This window comes from Nocardioides sp. YIM B13467 (genome assembly GCF_042788075.1).
In the GTDB taxonomy this organism is placed as follows: domain Bacteria; phylum Actinomycetota; class Actinomycetes; order Propionibacteriales; family Nocardioidaceae; genus Nocardioides.
Genome location: NZ_JBHZPJ010000046.1, coordinates 4,446,521 through 4,464,799, shown reverse-complemented (window position 1 = coordinate 4,464,799; position 18,279 = coordinate 4,446,521). Strand labels below are relative to the sequence as shown.

Sequence of the window (18,279 nt, the reverse complement as noted above, 5' to 3'; positions counted from 1 at the left end):
GGGGAAAGGTCGGAAAGTCTGTGGTCAGGCGTGGATGCCGCACTCGGTCTTGCCGGTGCCGGCCCATCGCCCGCTGCGCGGGTCCTCGCCGGGGGCTACCCGGCGGGTGCACGGCGCGCAGCCGATCGAGGGATACCCGTCGTAGACGAGCGGGTTCACGAGCACTCCGTTGTCCTCGATATATCGCTCGACCTGCTCGTCGGACCATCGCGCCATCGGCGAGACCTTGACCTTCTGGCGCTTGGCGTCCCAGCCGATGACCGGTGCGATGACCCGGTTCTTCGTCTCCGCGCGGCGAAGGCCGGTGGCCCAGGCGTCGTAGGAGGCGAGCGAGTCGGCCAGGGGCTTGACCTTGCGCAGCGCGCAGCACAGGTCGGGGTCGGTCCGGTAGAGGTCCTTGCCGTATTCGGCGTCCTGCTCCGCCACGCTCTGCACGGGCGTGATCGTGAGGAGGTTGACCGGCATCGTCGCCTCGACGGCGTCGCGGGTGCCGATCGTCTCGATGAAGTGGTAGCCGGTGTCGAGGAAGACCACGTCGATCCCGGGTACGACCTTCGAGGCGAGATGAGCCAGGACCGCGTCACCCATGGAGGACGTGATCGCGAACCGCTCACCGAAAGTCGCCGCGGCCCACTCGATGATCGTCTCGGCCGGGGCGAGCTCGAGCTCGGCTCCCCAGTGGGAGACGATCTCGCGCAGCTCCTCGGGCGTACGTCCCTCGGTGTCCACCGCGCGGTTGGCCCGGGCGGCTGCTGTGCTGACGCTCATCTGTGCGCCTCCTTCGTGGTTGCCCGAGAGATCTGTCCAAGCGACTTCAGCTGGAAGGCGCGCAGGCAGGCGCGGCATTCCCAGGACCCGTGCGTGGCCTCGTGCGGCCACAGGTCGGTCTCGCCACAGAACGGGCAGTGGAACGGGGTGCTCGCGCGCTCGCTCATGCGGTCACCTCGTCCAAGGTCTTCTCGCCGCGCAGCAGTACCTCGTCGGCCCGCGCGGTCCAAGCGGAGAAGGTCTCAGCCTCCTCGCGGTCGGCGAGGTAGTTGACGACCAGCGCGGAGATGTAGTCGTCGAGCCCGGCCGAGGTGACCTTGTGCGCGCGCAGCTTGCGCCCGAAGTTGGCGGTCAGCCCGGTCGCGCCGCCCAGGTGCACCTGGAAGCCCTCGACCTGGTTGCCCTCGTCGTCGAGGACCAGTTGGCCCTTGAGCCCGATGTCGGCGACCTGGGTCCGCGCGCAGGCGTTGGGGCAGCCGTTGACGTTGACGGTGATCGAGGCGTCGAGCTCCGGGAAGCGAGACTCGAGCGAGGCGATCAGGTCGCGGGCCCGGTCCTTGGTGTCCACGATCGCGAGCTTGCAGAACTCGATCCCGGTGCAGGCCATCGTGTTCTGACGCCAGTTGGAGGGCCGGGCCGAGAAGCCGATGGCGTCCAGCTCGGTGACGAGGTCCTCGACGACCGCGGGGTCGACACCGATGAGCACGATCTTCTGGTACGGCGTGAGCCGAGCGCCCTCGACGGCGAACTTCTCCATGACGCCGGCGAGCTCGACCAGGTGGGTGCCGGAGATGCGCCCGGCGATCGGGGCCAGACCGACGTACTTCTTGCCGTCCTTCTGGTCGTGGATGCCGACGTGGTCGCGGTGGCCCAGGGGCGACTCGGGGGAGGGGTTGGAGACGAGCTGACGGTCGAGGTACTCGTTCTCGAGGACCTCTCGGAACTTCTCCTTGCCCCAGTCGGCGACCAGGAACTTCAGCCGGGCCCGCGAACGGAGCCGGCGGTAGCCGTAGTCGCGGAAGATGCCCGCGACGCCGGCCCACACGTCGGCGACCTCGTCGATCGGCACCCACACGCCGAGCTTCTCGGCCAGGCGCGGGTTGGTGGAGAGACCGCCGCCGACCCAGACGTCGAAGCCGGGGCCGTGCTCGGGGTGGACGGTGCCGACGAAGGCGATGTCGTTGATCTCGGGCGCCACGTCGTGCGAGGGGTGGCCGGTCAGCGCGGTCTTGAACTTGCGCGGGAAGTTCGAGAAGGCGGGGTCGCCCAGGTAGCGGGACTCGATCTCGCGCAGCGCCGAGGTGCCGTCGATGATCTCGTCGGCGGCGACGCCGGCGACCGGCGAGCCGAGGAACGGACGCGGCGAGTCACCGCAGGCCTCGGTCGAGTGCAGCCCGACCTCCTCGAGGCGCGACCAGATCTCCGGGACGTTCTCGATCTCGATCCAGTGGTACTGGATGTTCTCGCGGTCGGTGATGTCGGCGGTGTCCCGCGCGAAGTCGACGCCGATCTGACCCAGGGTGCGCACCGCGGCGGGGGAGAGGAGCTTGCCGTCGGAGCGGACCCGCATCATGAAGTAGCGGTCGTCGAGCTCCTCTTCCTCGAGGATGGCGGTCTTGCCGCCGTCGATCCCGGGCTTGCGCTGGGTGTAGAGGCCGAACCAGCGGAAGCGGCCGCGCATGTCGGCCGGGTCGATCGAGTCGAACCCGCGCTTGGAGTAGGTGTAGAGGATCCGATCGCGAACGTTGAGGGGGTCGTCGTTCTTCTTCGACTCCTCGTTCTTGTTCAGCGGCTCGGTGTAGCCGAGGGCCCACTGGCCCTCGCCCTTCTTGGGCCGGGGGATCTCGGTTCGGGTGGCGCGCTTGGCCTGAAACCGGTTGTCGCTCATGTCAGAGAAACCTTTGCGTCGGTCGTGGACGCACGGCGGAGCAGGGACGTGCTCGCGGCGGGCGCCCGGGATGTCTGTCGGGCGGCGGGCCAGCGGCTCGACGCGGGGGATGCGGAGCGCTGGGCGTCAGTGGCGCCAACAGATCGAGCTGCGGATGCGGCAATAGTCCACGTGGCGTCGAACCACGAGGTGCGCATGTGTTGCAGCAGTGACCATGTCAAGGAGTCTCAGGTAGCGGACGGCCCTCACGCAATCTGGAATCCCGATATATGAGACATCGGTCCGTTATGTGGGACGTTCCCGCTTGTTCACGCGGGCAGTGTGGCCGAGGTCACCATCTGGTCACGGTCTCTTAACCAGGCTGAGCAGTCGGTCATTCCCGCGGGCGGTGATAGAGGACGTACGCAACGCACCAGGCGACCACGATGCTGCTCTCGTCCGCGCGGCTGACTAGGCTGTGACCTATGAGCGATCTGTCTGCCCCGGTGAATTCAGGCACTGTGAGTTCTGCCTACAACCAAGCCCTCGAGGTCATCGCCTCCGTGGAGCCCCGCATCGCCGAGGCGACCAAGCAGGAGCTCGCTGACCAGCGTGCCAGCCTCAAGCTGATCGCGAGCGAGAACTACGCGAGCCCCGCCACGCTGATGACGATGGGCACCTGGTTCTCCGACAAGTACGCCGAGGGCACCGTCGGTCACCGCTTCTACGCCGGCTGCCAGAACGTCGACACCGTCGAGCAGATCGCCGCCGAGCACGCCAAGGAGCTCTTCGGCGCGGAGTACGCCTACGTGCAGCCGCACTCGGGCATCGACGCCAACCTGACGGCGTACTGGGCCATCCTCGCCCACCGGGTCGAGGGCCCGTGGCTGGAGAAGATGGCCGTCAAGAACATGAACGAGCTCTCCGAGGCCGACTGGGAGACGCTGCGCGGCGAGCTCGGCAACCAGCGCCTGCTGGGCATGTCGCTGGACGCCGGCGGCCACCTCACCCACGGCTTCCGCCCGAACATCTCCGGCAAGATGTTCCACCAGAACCAGTACGGCACCGACCCGGAGACCGGGCTGCTCGACTACGACTCGCTGCGTGCCAAGGCCAAGGAGTTCCAGCCGCTGATCATCGTGGCCGGCTACTCCGCCTACCCGCGCCGGGTGAACTTCGCCAAGATGCGCGAGATCGCCGACGAGGTCGGCGCCACCCTGATGGTCGACATGGCCCACTTCGCCGGCCTCGTCGCCGGCAAGGTGTTCCAGGGCGAGGAGAACCCGGTTCCCTACGCCCACGTCGTCACCTCGACCTCCCACAAGTCCCTCCGTGGCCCGCGCGGCGGATTCATCCTGGCCACCGAGGAGTACGCCCCGAGCGTCGACCGCGGCTGCCCGATGGTCCTCGGCGGCCCGCTCTCGCACGTCATGGCCGCGAAGGCCGTCGCCTTCGCCGAGGCGAAGCAGGCGAGCTTCCAGACCTACGCCCAGGAGGTCGCCGACAACGCCAAGTCGCTCGCCGAGGGCTTCCTCAAGCGCGGCGCCAAGCTGGTCACCGGCGGCACCGACAACCACCTCGTCCTGCTGGACGTGACCAGCTTCGGCCTCACCGGCCGCCAGGCCGAGTCGGCGCTGCTCGACTCCGGCGTGGTCACCAACCGCAACTCGGTCCCGGCCGACCCGAACGGTGCCTGGTACACCTCGGGCATCCGCCTCGGCACCCCGGCCCTGACCACTCGCGGCTTCGGCGCCGACGAGTTCGACCGCGTCGCCGAGCTCATCGTCGACGTGCTCTCGAAGACGACCCCCGGCACCACGAAGGCCGGCGGCCCGTCCAAGGCGTCCTACGCCATCGAGGACTCCGTCGCCGACAACACGAAGGCCGCTGCGGCGGAGCTGCTCGCGAAGTTCCCGCTGTACCCCGGTCTCGACCTCGCCTGATCCCGTGCCTGCTCCGAAGCGACCCAGCTCGATCCCCGGCGTCGGGGCCCCTGAGAAGGTGGTCCCGACGGCGGAGGTGCGTGTCGTCGTCGAGGACGAGTGGCCGGCGCTCAAGAAGGTGCGTCTCGCGGCTCTCCAGGACACCCCTCGTGCGTTCTGGGCCTCCTACGACGAGGTGGTGACCTGGCCCGACGAGCGTTGGCGGCTGTGGGCTGCGTCCGGCGCGGCCTACATCGCCTGGCTCGGCGAGAAGCCCTCAGGGCTCGCCGCCGGGATCATCCACGACGACGAGCACCACCTGATCAACATGTGGCTCGCCCCCGAGGCGCGTGGTCACGGTCTCGCCGAGGGACTCATCCTGGCCGTCGCCGGCTGGGCGCGTCGTGACGGTGCCTCGGTGCTGACCCTGTGGGTCGTCGACGGCAACGAGTCCGGGCGCCGCCTCTACGAGCGCCTCGGCTTCGAGCTCACCGGTGAGACGCAGCCCTTCCCCGAGGGCGACCCGCGCACCGAGTCGAAGATGGCGCTCCGCCTCACCTGACCGCGGTGGCCGACCCACGCGAGGGCGTGACCCCTGACGGTCTGATCGTCACGGGTGCGCGCCGCGACCGAGTGCCGCCGGCGTATGAGCCGGTCCTGGCGTACGTCCTCGGGCGGGTCTCGCCGGAGGTGTCGGTCCACGTCTACGGCTCGGTCGCCAACGGCACGGCCGCCGTGCCCACCTCCGACGTCGACCTGCTGACGATCGGACTCCCGGTGGCCGACGCCTCCGCCCTGGGCGCCGAGGCGTCGGCGGCCTTCGCCGAGGTCTGCCGCGGCGTGGAGATCGCCGCGGCGTCCCCGGACGACTATCTCGGCGAGGGCGATGAGGCGTACGGCAACCGGGCCTTCCTGCGCCACTACTGCGCCCATCTTGCCGGCCCAGGCCTGGGCGAAGCCCTGCCGGGATTCCCGGCGGACGCGCGTGCCGCGCGCGGCTTCAACGGCGACATCGAGCGTGCCCTGCGCAGGTGGCGCGCCGTCCTCGACCGCGACGACCCGAGCGACCTGTCCCGCCGGATCGCGCGCAAGTCTCTCCTCGCCGTGGCCGGCCTGGTCAGCGTCCACGACCGCACCTGGACCACCGACCGTTTCGCGGCCGCCGCCCGCTGGAGCGAGATCGAACCGGCGTGGGCGCCAGAGCTGGCCAGGCTCCAGACGCTGTGTGACAGCGGCGGCGCCTTCACGGAGGAGACCGAGGCGCTGCTCGCCGCGGGTGGCGTGATCGAGTCCATCGCGACCCGCTTCGCGGCGGAGATCGGGCTGTGGCAGCCCTAGACTCGGCCCGTGACGAGTGATGAGGTCGAGGTCAGTGCCCTGGCGATCAATGTCGCCGTCCCCGAGGCCCTTCAGTGGACGGACACCCGACGCGACGTGGTCTTCCGGCTGAGCACCCTCAACGTACGTCTCCTGCCCGACGGGCGCCTCGCGGCCAAGGCCTACGGCCGTCCGGTCGAGGGCGGCCGCAGCGCCTACACCTCGTTCCCGGTCCCGGACCGGCCCGAGCTGACCGCGCTGATCGGCGAGGCCGCGCAGGTGGCTGCCGAGCGATGGCGGACGGCGTACGCTCCGGAGGCATGACTCCGGACGAGGTCGACGCCTTCGTGTCCTCGCTGGACGGCTGCCGCCACAAACCGCGCGGCTGGTATGTCCACGACCGCCTGGTCGCCAGGCTGGTCGACGCGACGACCCTGCTCGTCCGGGTCCCGATCGAGCGCCGCGAGGAGCTGATCGAACGTTGGCCGGACGCCTTCGGCATCCCGCCGAAGCTGGAGGCCCACCACAAGGTCGAGGCCTACCTCGACCGTGCCTCTCCGGATGCCGTCCGGGAGGCGATCCGGATCGCCTGGGAGTTCCAGCGCTACTCAGGCTTGCGCCAGACCGACACGTGACTCGTGGAGTCGCTGGTGAACTCGGAGCGGTCCCAGCCGGCGTACCTCGCCTCCAGCGTCATCCCGGCCAACCGCGCCATCAGATCGAGCTCGGAGGGCCACACGAACCGGAAGTTGTGCGGCCCGTACCGGAAGCGGCCGTCGGCCTCGCGGGTGTAGTGGTGCGAGATCGCCTGCTGGGTGACCAGGTCGTAGGTGTCGAACCCGAGGTGCGCTGCGGAGACGTCGAACGGGATCGCCGGGCTGCCCGGGGGAAGCCGTCGCAGTCCGGGCACGCCGACCTCGACCAGGAAGCGCCCTCCCGGCGCCAGATGACGAGCGGCATTGGCGAAGCAGGCGACCTGCTCCTCCTGCGTGCGCAGGTTCCCGATCGTGTTGAAGACCAGATAGACCAACGAGTACGTCCCCGCCCCGGGCGCCTCAGCGGCGGCCATGTCGCCGACGACGACCGGGATCTCATCCTCGGTGACCTTGCGCCGTAGGACGTCGACCATCGGCTGGGACAGCTCGATGCCGGTGACCGACACACCCAGCTCCCGCAGCGGTACGCCGATCCGGCCCGTCCCGATCGCGAGCTCGAGCGCGGGGCCGCCGTCGGCGAGCTCGGCGAGGAAGCGGGCCACCGGCCCGGTCACCTCGGCTGCGTTGACCCAGTCGTCGGGGTCGTCGTAGCGCTCGGCGTCGTCACGGGTCCACAGGTCGCTGCTGGTCATGGGCATCGACTCTGCCCGGCGACACACCCCGGGCGCGAACCATTTAGGCCCGTCCGGCTCAGCGCCAGGAGTAACCGACCTCGGGCCGGCCGCCGCTGGCACCGTAACGGACCCCGCGCGCGGCCAGGCCCTTGTCGGCGAGGTGCTCGAGGTAGCGCCGCGCGGTCACCCGCGACGAGCCGACCACCGCGGCGACCTCGCTCGCGGACAGGTCCCGCTCGGCCTCGCGCAGCGCGGCCGTCACGGCCCGCAGCGTCTCCGCGCTCATGCCCTTGGGCAGCGGTGTGCTGCCGGTTGGCCGCAGCGACCCCAGCAGCTGGTCGACCTCGTCCTGGACGACCTCCTCGGGGGCAGCGTCCAAGCGGGCACGATAGTCGGCGTACTGCTCGAGCTTGTCCCGGAAGGTCGCGAACGTGAACGGCTTGAGCAGGTAGAGCACGACCCCCTGCACGACGGCCTGCCGCACCACCTTCGTGTCCCGCGCCGCCGTCACCGCGATCACGTCGCACAGGTGCCCGGCGGCACGCAGCCTGCTGAGCAGCCCGAGCCCGTGCCCGTCGGGCAGGTTCATGTCGAGCAGGATCAGGTCGACCGGAGTGCCTGCGTCGCGGGCCGCGTCGAGCGCGCGAACAGCCTCCCGTGCCGACCGCGCGATCCCGGCGAGGGCGAAGCCCGAGACCCGCCCGACGTACGCCGCATGGGCCTCGGCGGCCAGCGCCTCGTCCTCGACGACCAGGACACGCACATTCATGGCGTCACCTCTGTCGCTAGGGTGACGGTGAACTCGGCTCCGCCGAGGTGCGAGCGGCCGACGACGACCCCGCCACCATGACGCCGGGCGATCTGCCCGACCAGCGCGAGGCCCAGGCCGCGGCCCGTGCCGGGTTCGGCCTTCGTGGTCCAGCCGCGGTCGAGGACGCGCGCCGAGTCGGCGTCGTCCAGGCCAGGTCCGCTGTCGCCCACACGCACCGTGAGGGTGTCGTCGTCACCGGTCAGGTGGACCTCGACCTGACGGGGCTCGAAGCCGGAGACGGCATCGAAGGCGTTGTCGACGAGGTTGCCCAGCACCGTCACCAGGTCGCGGGGCGGGATGCCCGTGCCCGGCGGCACCTCGCCGACGATACGGAACTCGACGCCCTGCTCGGCTGCCTCTGCCGACTTGCCGAGCAGGAGCGCGGCCACGACGGGATCCTCGACCGCGCCGACGACCCGGTCGGTGAGGAGCTGGGCGACCTGGAGCTCCTCGGTGGCGAACTCGACCGCGTCCTGCTCGCGGCCCATCTCGATCAGGGAGACCACGGTGTGGAGCCGGTTGGCCGCCTCGTGGTTCTGGGACCGGAGCGACTCGGTGAGGCGGCGTACGACCTCGAGCTCGCCGGTCACCGAGCGCAGCTCGGTGTGGTCGCGCAGCGTCACCACTGCGCCGACCTCGCGGCCGTCCCACAGCGCGGGTGCTGAGGAGACGACGAGGATCCGCTCGCCGGCGAGGTAGAGGTCGTCGGACTCGGCGGTGCGGCCGCGGGCGGCGGCGACCAGTCCGGGTGCCAGGTCGAGGTCCTCGATCCGGGTGCCGATGACGTCGTCCGGCAGCGCCAGCAGGCGCCGGGCCTCGTCGTTGACCAGCTGCACGCGCCCCTCCCCGTCGAGCAGGAGCAGACCTTCGCGGACCGAGTGGAGGACGGCGGAGTAGTACTCGTACATCCGGGCCAGCTCACGCTCGCCCATGCCATGGGTCAGCCGGTGCAGGCGTCTGCTCAGCAGCCAGGCACCGGTCAGCCCGACGGCCAGCACCAGGGCGCCGCACAGCAGCACGATCGTGACGTCGCGCCTGAGACCGCGGTTGATGTCGCTGACCGTGATGCCCACGGACACGAGCGCGACGACCTCGTCGCCGTCCTCGACCGGCACCACCGAGCGGACCGACGGGCCGAGCGTCCCGGTGTACTGCTGGGTGAAGACCTTGCCGTCGGGCGCGCCGCCGAGGTCGCCGACGAACTTTCCGCCGATCTGACGCGGATCGGTGTGGGTGTAGCGGGTGCGGTCCAGGTCCATCACCACGACGAAGTCGGTGTCGGTGTCGCGGCGTACCTGCTCGGTCCAGGGCTGGAGGGTCGCCGTCGGGTCCTCGCCGCGCAGCGCCGTGCTGACGGTGGGGGAGTCGGCAACGGTCTGGGCGACTGCCACCGCGCGCTGCGTGGCGCGGCTGTAGGAGTCGCGCTGGGCGTCGTAGGAGGCCATCAGGATGCCGGTGACGACGAGCAGCAGCACCGTGCCGAACTGCAGGAGAAGCACCTGCTGGGCCACCGGCCGATCGCGGAGAACGCGGGGGCGGAACGGGTGGACACGGGGCACGACAACATTCTGGACCACCTCCGTTGCGTGGATGTGATCGCGGCCACGAACACAACGAACACAACAGTGACGGTCGTCACGTTCTCCCGGAGAGTTGCCCGAGTTGCCCCGGAGGGCAGGACACACCGGACCAGGAGGAACGATGAGTACGACCACCACTGAGACAAGACCCAAGAAGGACCGGACACACTATCTCTACATCGCGGTGATCGCCGCGGTGGTCCTCGGCATTCTGGTCGGGTTGATCGCCCCGTCGTTCGCGGTGGAGCTGAAGCCGATCGGCACAGCCTTCGTGAACCTGATCAAGATGATGATCCAGCCGATCATCTTCTGCACCCTGGTCATCGGCGTCGGCTCGGTCGCCAACGCGGCCAAGGTCGGCAAGGTCGGTGGCCTGGCGCTGGCGTACTTCATCGTGATGTCCACGGTGGCCCTGGCGATCGGCGTGATCGTCGGCAACATCATCGACCCGGGCACCGGCCTCCAGCTGAGCTCGGACGCGTCCAGCGCTGGCCAGGAGGCTGCCTCGGACGGGCACGCGAGCACGACCGACTTCCTCCTCAGCATCATCCCGACCTCGCTCTTCTCGGCGCTGACCTCCGGCGTGGTGCTGCAGACGCTGCTGGTCGCGCTCCTGGTCGGCTTCGCGCTGCAGCGGATGGGTGAGTCGGGCAAGCCGATCCTCAAGGCGATCACCATGATCCAGAACCTGATCTTCCGGGTGCTCGCGATGATCATGTGGGCCGCCCCGGTAGGCGCCTTCGGCGCCATCGCCGGTGTGGTGGGCGAGACCGGCATCGACGCCCTGAAGAGCCTCGCCGTCATCATGATCGCCTTCTACATCACCTGCGCGATCTTCGTCTTCGGCATCCTGGGCGTGCTCCTCAAGCTGGCCACCGGCGTCAACCTCTTCAAGCTGCTCAAGTACCTCGCCCGCGAGTTCCTGCTCATCCTCTCCACCAGCTCCTCCGAGTCGGCCCTCCCGCGCCTGATCGCGAAGATGGAGCACGCCGGTGTCGAGAAGGCGACCGTCGGCGTCGTGGTCCCCACGGGCTACTCGTTCAACCTCGACGGCACCGCGATCTACCTGACGATGGCCTCGATCTTCATCGCCGACGCGATGGGTGACCCGCTGAGCATCGGCGAGCAGATCGGCCTGCTGCTGTTCATGATGATCGCCTCCAAGGGTGCCGCCGGTGTCACCGGTGCCGGCCTGGCGACCCTGGCCGGCGGGCTGCAGTCCCACCGCCCGGAGATGGTCGACGGGGTCGGGCTCATCGTGGGCATCGACCGGTTCATGTCCGAGGCCCGCGCGCTGACCAACTTCGCCGGCAACTCGGTCGCCACCGTCCTGGTCGGCCACTGGACCAAGACCATCGACCACGGCCAGCTCGACCGTGTCCTGGACGGTCAGGACCCGTTCGACGAGACGACCATGGTCGACGACCATGCCGCCCCGCCTGCGGCAGAGACCGACAAGGCGCTCGTCTAGACCCCACGACAACAGGCCGTACGCCGCGCGACACGCGCGACGTACGGCCTGTTGTCATCGGTTGCGGTAGAGGATCCGCGCCAGCTCGAACGGCGCGGCGCGCCACGAGCCGATCGGCTCGTCGTCGAGCCCGATCCGGCCGAGGGCGGCGACGATCCAGGAGAACGCGAAGCAGCCGAGCCCGGCGACGGCCCAGATCCCGACCGTACGCCAGGCCAGGTCGCCGCCGAAGGCACGGAAGATGCCGATGACGGCAGCGATCACCGCGATCGCTCCGATCAGCCAGAAGAGGATCGAGCAGATGACAGCGGCCAGCCGGCCGGCGACGGCCAGCGGGTCACGAGGCGGCTGGTGATGGGGCCCTTGACCGGGGCCTTGATGGGGAGGGTGCGGATAGTTCATTTGGGCGCTGATTCTGGCCTAACTCCGCCGCCGGAGCCACACCGGGATGGCGGGTCGTCATGGTGCCGGAGTGCGTGACAGGTATCGTCCTGCGCGTTCTCGGGTGAGTGTTCGACAATTTGCCCGGGACATCGATGGACCATAACGACTAATGTTATGGAGATCACATAACGAGGCGCTGCCTCGTGGACCCGACGCGGCCTGCGTGGCACGACTCCGTGGATCAAAACGACGATGGAGGGTGCAATCAGATGCACGTGCGAAAGTGGCAAATCGGAGCAGCAGTCGCAGGTCTGCTCGCCGTGACCGGCTGCGGCGTCCCCGGTGGCGGTGGCAGCAACGATGCCGGCGACACTGAAGAGGGCGACGGCAGCATCCAGATCCTCGGCGCGATCCCCGAGGGCGAGGCAGTGGGGCTCAACGCGGCCCTCGACACGTTCACCAAGGAGACCGGGATCGAGGTGACCTACACCCCCTCCACGGACTTCACCACCGAGATCCGCACCAAGGTCAACGGCAACGACGCGCCCGACATCGCGCTCTTCCCGCAGCCCGGTCTGGTCGGTGACCTGACCGAGTCGGGTGACACGCTCCCGCTCGACGACCTCATCGACGTCGGCTCGCTCGACGACACCATGATCCCGGGCCTGATGGACTCGGTCGAGATCGACGACAAGACCTACGGCGTCCCGATCCGCGTCTCGATGAAGTCGCTGGTCTGGACCCCGAAGAACTTCGAGCAGTCCGGCTACAAGGCGCCCGAGACCTGGGACGAGCTGCGGAGCCTCGAGGACCAGATGATCGCCAAGGGCCAGACCCCGTGGTGCCTCGGCGCCGAAGCCGGTGCCGACACCGGCTGGGTCTACACCGACTGGGTCGAGGAGATCGTCCTGCGCCAGGAGGGCCCGGAGTTCTACGACGACTGGGTCTCCCACGACGTCCCCTTCAACGACCCGAAGATCGTCGAGGCGATCGAGACCATGGGCGACATCATCAACAAGCCGAAGAACGTACGCGGCGGGGCCGACGGCACCCTGAGCGAGCCCTTCGGCGACTCCCCGCTCCCGCTCTTCGACGCGAAGCCCGGCTGCCAGATGCACCGCCAGGCCAACTTCATCACGACCTTCTTCCCGAAGGACGTCCAGCAGGACCTGGCCGGCAACGTCGGCGTCTTCGCGCTGCCGGGCAGCATGGAGGGCGGCTTCGAGGGCAACCCGGTGCTCGGTGGCGGCGACATGGCGACCGCCTTCACCAACGACACCGACGTGGTCGAGTTGATGGAGTTCTTCGCGTCCCCCGACTTCGGTGCCGAGTGGGCCCAGGCCGGTGGCTGGCTCTCGCCGAGCGTCGAGTTCGACAACTCCAACTACGCCGACCCGATGTTCGGAGAGATCGCGACCCTGCTGCAGGACGCCGACACCTTCCGCTTTGACGGGTCGGACCTGATGCCCGCGCAGGTCGGCGCCGGCACGTTCTGGAGCGAGATGAACGCCTACGTCGGAGGTGAGAAGAGCGCTCAGGAGGCGGCCGACGCGATCGAGGAGAGCTGGCGAGGATGAGCGATGATCCTTACCTGAAGATCCTCAACGGCCTGATCGCGATCGTCCTGGGGGTCGGCGGCACCGCCGCTCTCTACTGGGTGCTCAACTTCCTCTCAGGCCTCCTGCCCGGCAAGTGGGACAGGCGGATCAAGCCGTACGTCTTCATCGGCCCGGCCATCCTGGTGGTCACTGTCTTCCTGGTCTACCCGGCCCTGATGACGGTGATCTACAGCTTCGCCGATGACAACAGCATCAACTGGGTCGGGTTCGACAACTACACGGCGCTCTTCCGGGACGATGAGTTCATCGGCACGTTGGTCAACAACCTGCTCTGGATCCTCATCGTCCCGGCGGCCAGCGTCATCGTCGGCCTGCTCGTGGCGGTGCTGGCCGACCAGCTCAAGGCGTTCCCGGAGCGGGTCGCGAAGTCGGTCATCTTCATGCCGATGGCGATCAGCTTCGTCGGGGCGAGCACGATCTGGGGCTTCGTCTACGCGACCAGGTTCGCGCAGGGCGACAAGCAGATCGGGCTCCTCTCGGCGATCTCGACCAGCCTCGGCTTCGAGCCGGTCGCCTGGCTTCGCATCCAGACCGGCAACCTCAACGACCTGCTCCTGATCGTCATCATGATCTGGTTGCAGGCGGGGTTCGCGATGGTGCTGCTCTCCTCGGCGATCAAGGGCGTCCCCGAAGACACGGTGGAGGCTGCGCGGATCGACGGGGCCAGCGAGATCCAGATCTTCTTCAAGGTCGTCGTGCCGCAGATCTGGCCGACGGTGATCGTGGTCTTCGTGACCATCCTCATTCTGGTGATGAAGGTCTTCGACATCGTCTACGTGATGACCGGTGGGCGGTCCGGCACCTCGGTGCTGGCCAACACCTTCGTCCTCGAGCTCTTCGAGTTCGGTGACGCCGGCCGCGCGGCAGCGGTGGTCGTGATCCTGATGATCGCGGTGATCCCGGTGATGATCTACCAGATGCGCCAGTTCAAGAAGCAGGAGGCCGGTCGATGAGGAGCTTCACCCTCGGCAGCGTCGCTGTCCGTGTGGGCATCGTCCTGCTGTGTTTCCTCTGGTTCATCCCGACGCTGGGTCTGCTGATCTCGTCGTTCCGCGACGAGGCCGACGTGAAGTCGTCGGGCTGGTGGACGGTCATCACCGACCCGTTCTCCCAGTGGACCATCGACAGCTACACGCAGGTCCTCGAGAGCGGGATGGCGAACGCCTTCGTGAACTCGATCGTCGTCTCCGTCCCCGCGACGGTGCTGCCGATCATGATCGCCGCGTTCGCTGCGTACGCGTTCACGTTCATGCGGTTCCCGGGACGCAACGTGCTGTTCATGCTGATCGTCGGATTGCTGGTGGTCCCGCTGCAGGTGGCGTTCGTGCCGCTGCTCAGCCTGTTCGGGAGCTACGACCTCAACGGCACCTTCCTCGCGGTGTGGCTGGCCCACACCGCGTTCGGGATGCCGTTGGCGGTCTTCATCCTGCGCAACTACATGGCGACCCTGCCGCAGGAGATCATCGAGTCCGCCGAGATCGACGGGGCCTCCCACTTCCAGACCTTCTGGAGGCTGATCGTGCCGATGTCGGTGCCCGCGCTGGCAGCGTTCGCGATCTTCCAGTTCCTCTGGGTCTGGAACGATCTTCTCGTCGCGCTCATCTTCCTCGGGGCGGGTGACAACGAGGTCGTCACGATCACGTTGCGCGACCTGATCGGCGACCGGGGCCAGGAGTGGCACCTGCTCACCGCGGGTGCGTTCATCACGATGACGGTGCCGCTGCTGGTGTTCTTCTCGTTGCAGCGTTACTTCGTCCGTGGGCTCACGGCCGGGTCCGTCAAGGGCTGAGGTTCGGTCCGCAAGCGGCGGGCGTCATGTCTCCTTCCGGAGCATGGCGCCCGTTGCGCGTCCAGGGCCCCCTACACTGCCGGCGTCGCTCGCCGCATGACCGCCAGCTGGTCACCGCCGGCGAGCATGCCGTACGTCCCGCCGTGGCCCGTCAGGCGGCTGGCGCAGAAGATGTCGGCCACCTCCTCGGGGCCGTGCTGGACCAGGAGGCTCCCCTGGAGGAGGGTCGCCATGCTGCCGGCCAGACGCCTGGCTGAGCGTTCCAGCTCCTCGGGACTGGTCATCGACTCGCCCAGGAGGGAGAGGGTTGCGTCGACGGCCCGGTCGTAGCGCCGGTCGGCGCCCTTGGCCTTGCCGACCTCGGTGATCCACGCGTCGAGGACCCCGGGTTCGCGCTGGATGGCACGCAGGACGTCGAGGGCGTTGACGTTGCCGGACCCCTCCCAGATCGAGTTGAGCGGGGACTCGCGGAAGAGCAGCGGCATCACCGACTCCTCGACGTAGCCGTTGCCACCCAGGCACTCCAGCGCCTCCGCGACCATCGCCGGCGTGCGCTTGCAGACCCAGAACTTCGCCAGCGGCAGGGCGATGCGGCGCAGGGCTCGCTCGTGCTCGTCGTCCGGTCGGTCGACGGCGGCGGCCAGGCGCATCGCCAGGGTCGTGGCCGCCTCGGACTCGACGGCCAGGTCGGCGATCACGTTCTGCATCAGCGGCTTCTCGGCCAGGGTGGCGCCGAACGCGGAGCGGTGGGCGACGTGCCAGCTCGCCTCGGCCACGGCCCGGCGCATCAGGGCGGCCGAGCTCAGCACACAGTCGAGGCGGGTGGCGGCGACCATCTCGATGATGGTGCGTACGCCGCGGCCCTCCTCGCCCAGCCGGTAGGCGGTGGTGCCGCGGAACTCGAGCTCGGCGCTGGCGTTGGAGCGGTTGCCGAGCTTGTCCTTGAGCCGCACCACATCGAGGCGGTTCCGCTCTCCCGAAGGCAGGATGCGGGGGAGGAGGAAGCAGGTGAGTCCGCTCAGCGCTTGGGCCAGCACCAGGAAGACGTCGTTCATCGGGGCCGAGGTGAACCACTTGTGCCCGTGGAGCTCGTAGACGCCGTCGCCGACGGGATGTGCCTCGGTGATGTTCTGGCGTACGTCCGAGCCGCCCTGCTTCTCGGTCATCCCCATGCCTGCCAGGGCGCCGAGCTTCTCGGCGGGTTCGCGGAGACCGAAGTCGTAGGTCGTCGAGGCGAGCCTCGGCACCCACTCCTCGGCGAGGGACTCGTCGGCGCGCAGCGCTGGGACCGCGGCGTACGTCATGGAGATCGGGCACAGGTGGCCGGGCTCGGTCTGGGACCAGGCCAGGAACCCGGCGGCGCGGCGTACGTGGGCGTGCTCGCTGGACTTCTCTGCGCGGGTCTTCTCGGCCAGCGTCCAGGGCGCGGCGGCCAGGCCGTGACCGACGGCCCTGTCCATCAGCCAGTGCCAGGAGGGGTGGAAGGCGACCTCGTCGATCCGGTTGCCGTAGCGGTCGTAGGGGACCAGCTCGGGGTGGAAGCGGTTGGCGAGGCGGCCGTGCTCCTGTGCCTCGGCGGTGCCGGCCTCGGCGCCCAGGGAGACGAGCGAGTCGAGGGTCTCCGCACCTGCGTGACGCAGGACCGCCGCCGACAGTGCGACGTCCCCGGTGACCACGTTGTGACCCGCGAGCGCGGGCGCCTGGTTGGTGACACGGCGGATGTCGGAGGCACTCATGCAACAGACGATAGAGCGCGGCGGATATGGTCACAGATGTGTCCGAGACATCTGCATACGCCCCGAAGTGGGCCGGTGTCGAGCAGGTCGCTCTTCCCGAGACGGTGCGGTCCCCTTGGTGGCAGCTCGGGCGGCGGCTGCTGGCCGCTCTGACGATCCTGGTCGGGACGGTCCTGCTGGTCTATCTCGACCGCGACGCGTACGCCGACAACAACGATCCCACCGGCCAGATCAGCCTGGTCGATGCGATCTACTACACGACGGTGACGCTGAGCACGACCGGCTACGGCGACATCGCCCCGGTCGAGGCGCACGCGCGGATGATCAACGCGTTCATCATCACGCCGGCCCGCATCGCGTTCCTGGTGCTGCTGATCGGCACCACCCTCGAGGTCCTCACCAAGCAGGGCCGAGACCTCATCCGAGTCGCTCGCTGGAGGAAGAAGATGTCCCAGCACATCGTCGTCGTCGGTTACGGCACGAAGGGCCGCAGCGCCGTGGAGACGCTGCTCAGCAGCGGAGCCGATCCGGAGGAGTTCGTCGTGGTCGACCCGGACCCGGTGGCGCGCTCGGATGCCCACTCCGACGGGATCGCGGTGGTCACCGGTGACGCGACCCGGCGCGAGGTGCTGATGCGGGCGGGCGTCAAGGACGCCGAGCAGGTCATCATCACCACCAACCGTGACGACTCCAACGTGCTCACGATCTTGACGGTGCGGCAGATCAACCCCGAGGCGTGGATCGTCGCTGCCGCACGCGAGCGCGAGAACGCGCCGTTGATGAAGCAGTCCGGAGCCGACTCGGTGATCACCTCCGCCGACGCGGTCGGCCGCCTGATGGGTCTGTCCACCATCTCGCCGACCCTGGGGTCGGTCATGGAGGACCTGCTCAACTCCGGCACCGGCCTGGAGGTCGCCGAGCGCGACCTGCTGGTCAACGAGGTCGGCAAGCAGCCGCAGCAGCTGGCCGACCAGGTGATCGCAGTCGTACGCGACGAGAAGGTCTTCCGCTACTTCGACCCGGTCGTCGGCACCCTGTCGCGCGGGGACCGGCTGGTCGTCGTGCGGGCCGCGAGGGAGCTGCCCTGGGCGCCGCGTCCGGGGACGCACGGCGAGGACACCGCGGAGGCGTGACACCCGCTGAAATAGAAGTCAGCCGCTGGCGTCTCGGGTCACCAGCGGCTGACATGGAAGAGATTAGCGGACGGTCCGGCGAGCTTCAAAGAGTTGATCTGCACTTTTATGAAGATGGCCCAGATGGGCTATGCCGGGTAGTTCGAGACGGTGACGCGTGGCGGTTTCGAGGCCGCCCGTCACGCCTGGGATGATGTACGCATGACCGAGGCGCCCCACAGCCCCGGGTCTGCCGACGGGCAGCCGGGCCTTTCCGAGAACGAGAAGCGACTGCTCGACTTCGAGCGTTCCTGGTGGTCGGCCGGCACCGGTCGCGACGACGCGGTCCGGGAGCAACTCGGGATGAGTGCGGCCGAATACCACCGAGCCGTCAACGACCTGATCGACAAGCCCGAGGCGCTCGCCTACGACGGCGTCCTGGTGCGCCGGCTGCGACGGCAGCGCGACGCGCGGCGTACGCAGCGCTCGAAGAACCCGCGCTCATAGCCCTCCTGGGTGGTCTGAGTAGCCCGGTCGGGTCATTTGCAGTCTTATGCATTGCAGGTGCTTGCA

General features: G+C 68.7%; 19 protein-coding genes. 11 read left to right on the top strand and 8 right to left on the bottom strand.

Annotation, left to right across the window (positions count from 1 at the left end; translation table 11 throughout):
- Nucleotides 1-24: 24 nt before the first annotated feature.
- The 3 genes from ACFX43_RS28665 to ACFX43_RS28655 are packed head-to-tail and all read right to left on the bottom strand — an operon-like array spanning nucleotide 25 to nucleotide 2,656.
- A complete protein-coding gene (locus tag ACFX43_RS28665) occupies nucleotides 25-768 on the bottom strand; it encodes a phosphoadenylyl-sulfate reductase (protein ID WP_141792939.1) in 744 nt (247 codons plus the stop codon).
- A complete protein-coding gene (locus tag ACFX43_RS28660) occupies nucleotides 765-935 on the bottom strand; it encodes a hypothetical protein (RefSeq protein ID WP_350659041.1) in 171 nt (56 codons plus the stop codon). Before ACFX43_RS28660 ends, ACFX43_RS28665 begins: the two co-directional genes overlap by 4 nt.
- Complete coding sequence (locus ACFX43_RS28655) at nucleotides 932-2,656, bottom strand: nitrite/sulfite reductase (protein ID WP_378840342.1); 1,725 nt, start codon at nucleotides 2,654-2,656, stop codon at nucleotides 932-934. The genes ACFX43_RS28660 and ACFX43_RS28655 overlap by 4 nt, the downstream gene beginning before the upstream one ends.
- A gap of 464 nt (nucleotides 2,657-3,120) precedes the next feature.
- On the opposite strand from ACFX43_RS28655, the gene ACFX43_RS28650 reads away from it, so the two are divergent.
- Genes ACFX43_RS28650 through ACFX43_RS28630 form a run of 5 tightly spaced genes read left to right on the top strand, consistent with a single transcriptional unit; the run spans nucleotide 3,121 to nucleotide 6,509 of the window.
- The gene (locus tag ACFX43_RS28650; protein WP_378840339.1) at nucleotides 3,121-4,578 is read left to right on the top strand and encodes a glycine hydroxymethyltransferase; all 1,458 of its coding nucleotides are present in this window, start codon (nucleotides 3,121-3,123) and stop codon (nucleotides 4,576-4,578) included.
- A 4-nt stretch (nucleotides 4,579-4,582) separates the two neighbouring features.
- Nucleotides 4,583-5,119 (top strand): GNAT family N-acetyltransferase, encoded by a 537-nt coding sequence (locus tag ACFX43_RS28645; protein WP_378840336.1) that lies wholly within the window; start codon nucleotides 4,583-4,585, stop codon nucleotides 5,117-5,119.
- A gap of 5 nt (nucleotides 5,120-5,124) precedes the next feature.
- A complete protein-coding gene (locus ACFX43_RS28640; protein WP_378840334.1) occupies nucleotides 5,125-5,895 on the top strand; it encodes a hypothetical protein in 771 nt (256 codons plus the stop codon).
- 9 nt (nucleotides 5,896-5,904) lie between these two features.
- Entirely contained in the window at nucleotides 5,905-6,198 is a 294-nt protein-coding gene (locus tag ACFX43_RS28635) for a hypothetical protein (RefSeq protein ID WP_378840331.1), read from the top strand.
- Complete coding sequence (locus tag ACFX43_RS28630) at nucleotides 6,195-6,509, top strand: hypothetical protein (protein WP_378840328.1); 315 nt, start codon at nucleotides 6,195-6,197, stop codon at nucleotides 6,507-6,509. The genes ACFX43_RS28635 and ACFX43_RS28630 overlap by 4 nt, the downstream gene beginning before the upstream one ends.
- Here the strand turns inward: ACFX43_RS28630 and ACFX43_RS28625 are convergent.
- Genes ACFX43_RS28625 through ACFX43_RS28615 form a run of 3 tightly spaced genes read right to left on the bottom strand, consistent with a single transcriptional unit; the run spans nucleotide 6,479 to nucleotide 9,574 of the window.
- Nucleotides 6,479-7,222: a class I SAM-dependent DNA methyltransferase gene (locus ACFX43_RS28625; protein ID WP_378840325.1), complete on the bottom strand. Its 744-nt coding sequence runs from the start codon at nucleotides 7,220-7,222 to the stop codon at nucleotides 6,479-6,481. The two genes, ACFX43_RS28630 and ACFX43_RS28625, sit on opposite strands and share 31 nt — an antisense overlap.
- 58 nt (nucleotides 7,223-7,280) lie before the next feature.
- Nucleotides 7,281-7,973: a response regulator gene (locus ACFX43_RS28620; RefSeq protein WP_378840322.1), complete on the bottom strand. Its 693-nt coding sequence runs from the start codon at nucleotides 7,971-7,973 to the stop codon at nucleotides 7,281-7,283.
- Nucleotides 7,970-9,574 carry an ATP-binding protein gene (locus tag ACFX43_RS28615; protein WP_378840317.1) on the bottom strand — a complete coding sequence of 535 codons (1,605 nt, stop codon included), beginning with the start codon at nucleotides 9,572-9,574 and terminating at the stop codon, nucleotides 7,970-7,972. Before ACFX43_RS28615 ends, ACFX43_RS28620 begins: the two co-directional genes overlap by 4 nt.
- Before the next feature lie 142 nt (nucleotides 9,575-9,716).
- Between ACFX43_RS28615 and ACFX43_RS28610 the strand changes: the two genes are divergently transcribed.
- On the top strand, nucleotides 9,717-11,066 hold the full coding sequence (locus ACFX43_RS28610) for a cation:dicarboxylate symporter family transporter (RefSeq protein WP_378840314.1): 1,350 nt from the start codon (nucleotides 9,717-9,719) through the stop codon (nucleotides 11,064-11,066).
- 54 nt (nucleotides 11,067-11,120) lie between these two features.
- On the opposite strand, the gene ACFX43_RS28605 is transcribed toward ACFX43_RS28610, so the two are convergent.
- Nucleotides 11,121-11,468 (bottom strand): hypothetical protein, encoded by a 348-nt coding sequence (locus tag ACFX43_RS28605; RefSeq protein ID WP_378840311.1) that lies wholly within the window; start codon nucleotides 11,466-11,468, stop codon nucleotides 11,121-11,123.
- A 257-nt stretch (nucleotides 11,469-11,725) separates the two neighbouring features.
- On the opposite strand from ACFX43_RS28605, the gene ACFX43_RS28600 reads away from it, so the two are divergent.
- From ACFX43_RS28600 to ACFX43_RS28590, 3 genes are read left to right on the top strand one after another with little or no spacing between them, the layout of a single operon-like run.
- Nucleotides 11,726-13,027, top strand: coding sequence for an ABC transporter substrate-binding protein (locus ACFX43_RS28600; protein ID WP_378840308.1), 1,302 nt, complete (start codon nucleotides 11,726-11,728; stop codon nucleotides 13,025-13,027).
- Nucleotides 13,024-14,022 (top strand): carbohydrate ABC transporter permease, encoded by a 999-nt coding sequence (locus ACFX43_RS28595; protein WP_378840303.1) that lies wholly within the window; start codon nucleotides 13,024-13,026, stop codon nucleotides 14,020-14,022. The genes ACFX43_RS28600 and ACFX43_RS28595 overlap by 4 nt, the downstream gene beginning before the upstream one ends.
- Nucleotides 14,019-14,858, top strand: a complete 840-nt coding sequence (locus ACFX43_RS28590; RefSeq protein ID WP_378840298.1) for a carbohydrate ABC transporter permease — start codon at nucleotides 14,019-14,021, stop codon at nucleotides 14,856-14,858. The genes ACFX43_RS28595 and ACFX43_RS28590 overlap by 4 nt, the downstream gene beginning before the upstream one ends.
- Nucleotides 14,859-14,929: 71 nt before the next feature.
- Here the strand turns inward: ACFX43_RS28590 and ACFX43_RS28585 are convergent, their stop codons facing one another.
- Nucleotides 14,930-16,594 (bottom strand): acyl-CoA dehydrogenase family protein, encoded by a 1,665-nt coding sequence (locus ACFX43_RS28585; RefSeq protein ID WP_378840293.1) that lies wholly within the window; start codon nucleotides 16,592-16,594, stop codon nucleotides 14,930-14,932.
- Between the two features lie 38 nt (nucleotides 16,595-16,632).
- Between ACFX43_RS28585 and ACFX43_RS28580 the strand changes: the two genes are divergently transcribed.
- The gene (locus ACFX43_RS28580; protein ID WP_378840290.1) at nucleotides 16,633-17,727 is read left to right on the top strand and encodes a potassium channel family protein; all 1,095 of its coding nucleotides are present in this window, start codon (nucleotides 16,633-16,635) and stop codon (nucleotides 17,725-17,727) included.
- A gap of 201 nt (nucleotides 17,728-17,928) precedes the next feature.
- Nucleotides 17,929-18,213 (top strand): DUF3263 domain-containing protein, encoded by a 285-nt coding sequence (locus tag ACFX43_RS28575; protein ID WP_355020826.1) that lies wholly within the window; start codon nucleotides 17,929-17,931, stop codon nucleotides 18,211-18,213.
- The last annotated feature ends 66 nt before the right edge of the window (nucleotides 18,214-18,279 follow it).

Bases quoted from the DNA above. Each gene is read 5' to 3' on its own strand.
- ACFX43_RS28610 (WP_378840314.1), top strand. From the start codon at position 9,717: ATGAGTACGACCACCACTGAGACAAGACCCAAGAAGGACCGGACACAC.
- ACFX43_RS28590 (WP_378840298.1), top strand. From the start codon at position 14,019: ATGAGGAGCTTCACCCTCGGCAGCGTCGCTGTCCGTGTGGGCATCGTC.
- ACFX43_RS28585 (WP_378840293.1), bottom strand. From the start codon at position 16,594: ATGAGTGCCTCCGACATCCGCCGTGTCACCAACCAGGCGCCCGCGCTC.
- ACFX43_RS28620 (WP_378840322.1), bottom strand. From the start codon at position 7,973: ATGAATGTGCGTGTCCTGGTCGTCGAGGACGAGGCGCTGGCCGCCGAG.
- ACFX43_RS28650 (WP_378840339.1), top strand. From the start codon at position 3,121: ATGAGCGATCTGTCTGCCCCGGTGAATTCAGGCACTGTGAGTTCTGCC.
- ACFX43_RS28630 (WP_378840328.1), top strand. From the start codon at position 6,195: ATGACTCCGGACGAGGTCGACGCCTTCGTGTCCTCGCTGGACGGCTGC.
- ACFX43_RS28605 (WP_378840311.1), bottom strand. From the start codon at position 11,468: ATGAACTATCCGCACCCTCCCCATCAAGGCCCCGGTCAAGGGCCCCAT.
- ACFX43_RS28655 (WP_378840342.1), bottom strand. From the start codon at position 2,656: ATGAGCGACAACCGGTTTCAGGCCAAGCGCGCCACCCGAACCGAGATC.
- ACFX43_RS28665 (WP_141792939.1), bottom strand. From the start codon at position 768: ATGAGCGTCAGCACAGCAGCCGCCCGGGCCAACCGCGCGGTGGACACC.
- ACFX43_RS28625 (WP_378840325.1), bottom strand. From the start codon at position 7,222: ATGACCAGCAGCGACCTGTGGACCCGTGACGACGCCGAGCGCTACGAC.
- ACFX43_RS28595 (WP_378840303.1), top strand. From the start codon at position 13,024: ATGAGCGATGATCCTTACCTGAAGATCCTCAACGGCCTGATCGCGATC.
- ACFX43_RS28575 (WP_355020826.1), top strand. From the start codon at position 17,929: ATGACCGAGGCGCCCCACAGCCCCGGGTCTGCCGACGGGCAGCCGGGC.
- ACFX43_RS28660 (WP_350659041.1), bottom strand. From the start codon at position 935: ATGAGCGAGCGCGCGAGCACCCCGTTCCACTGCCCGTTCTGTGGCGAG.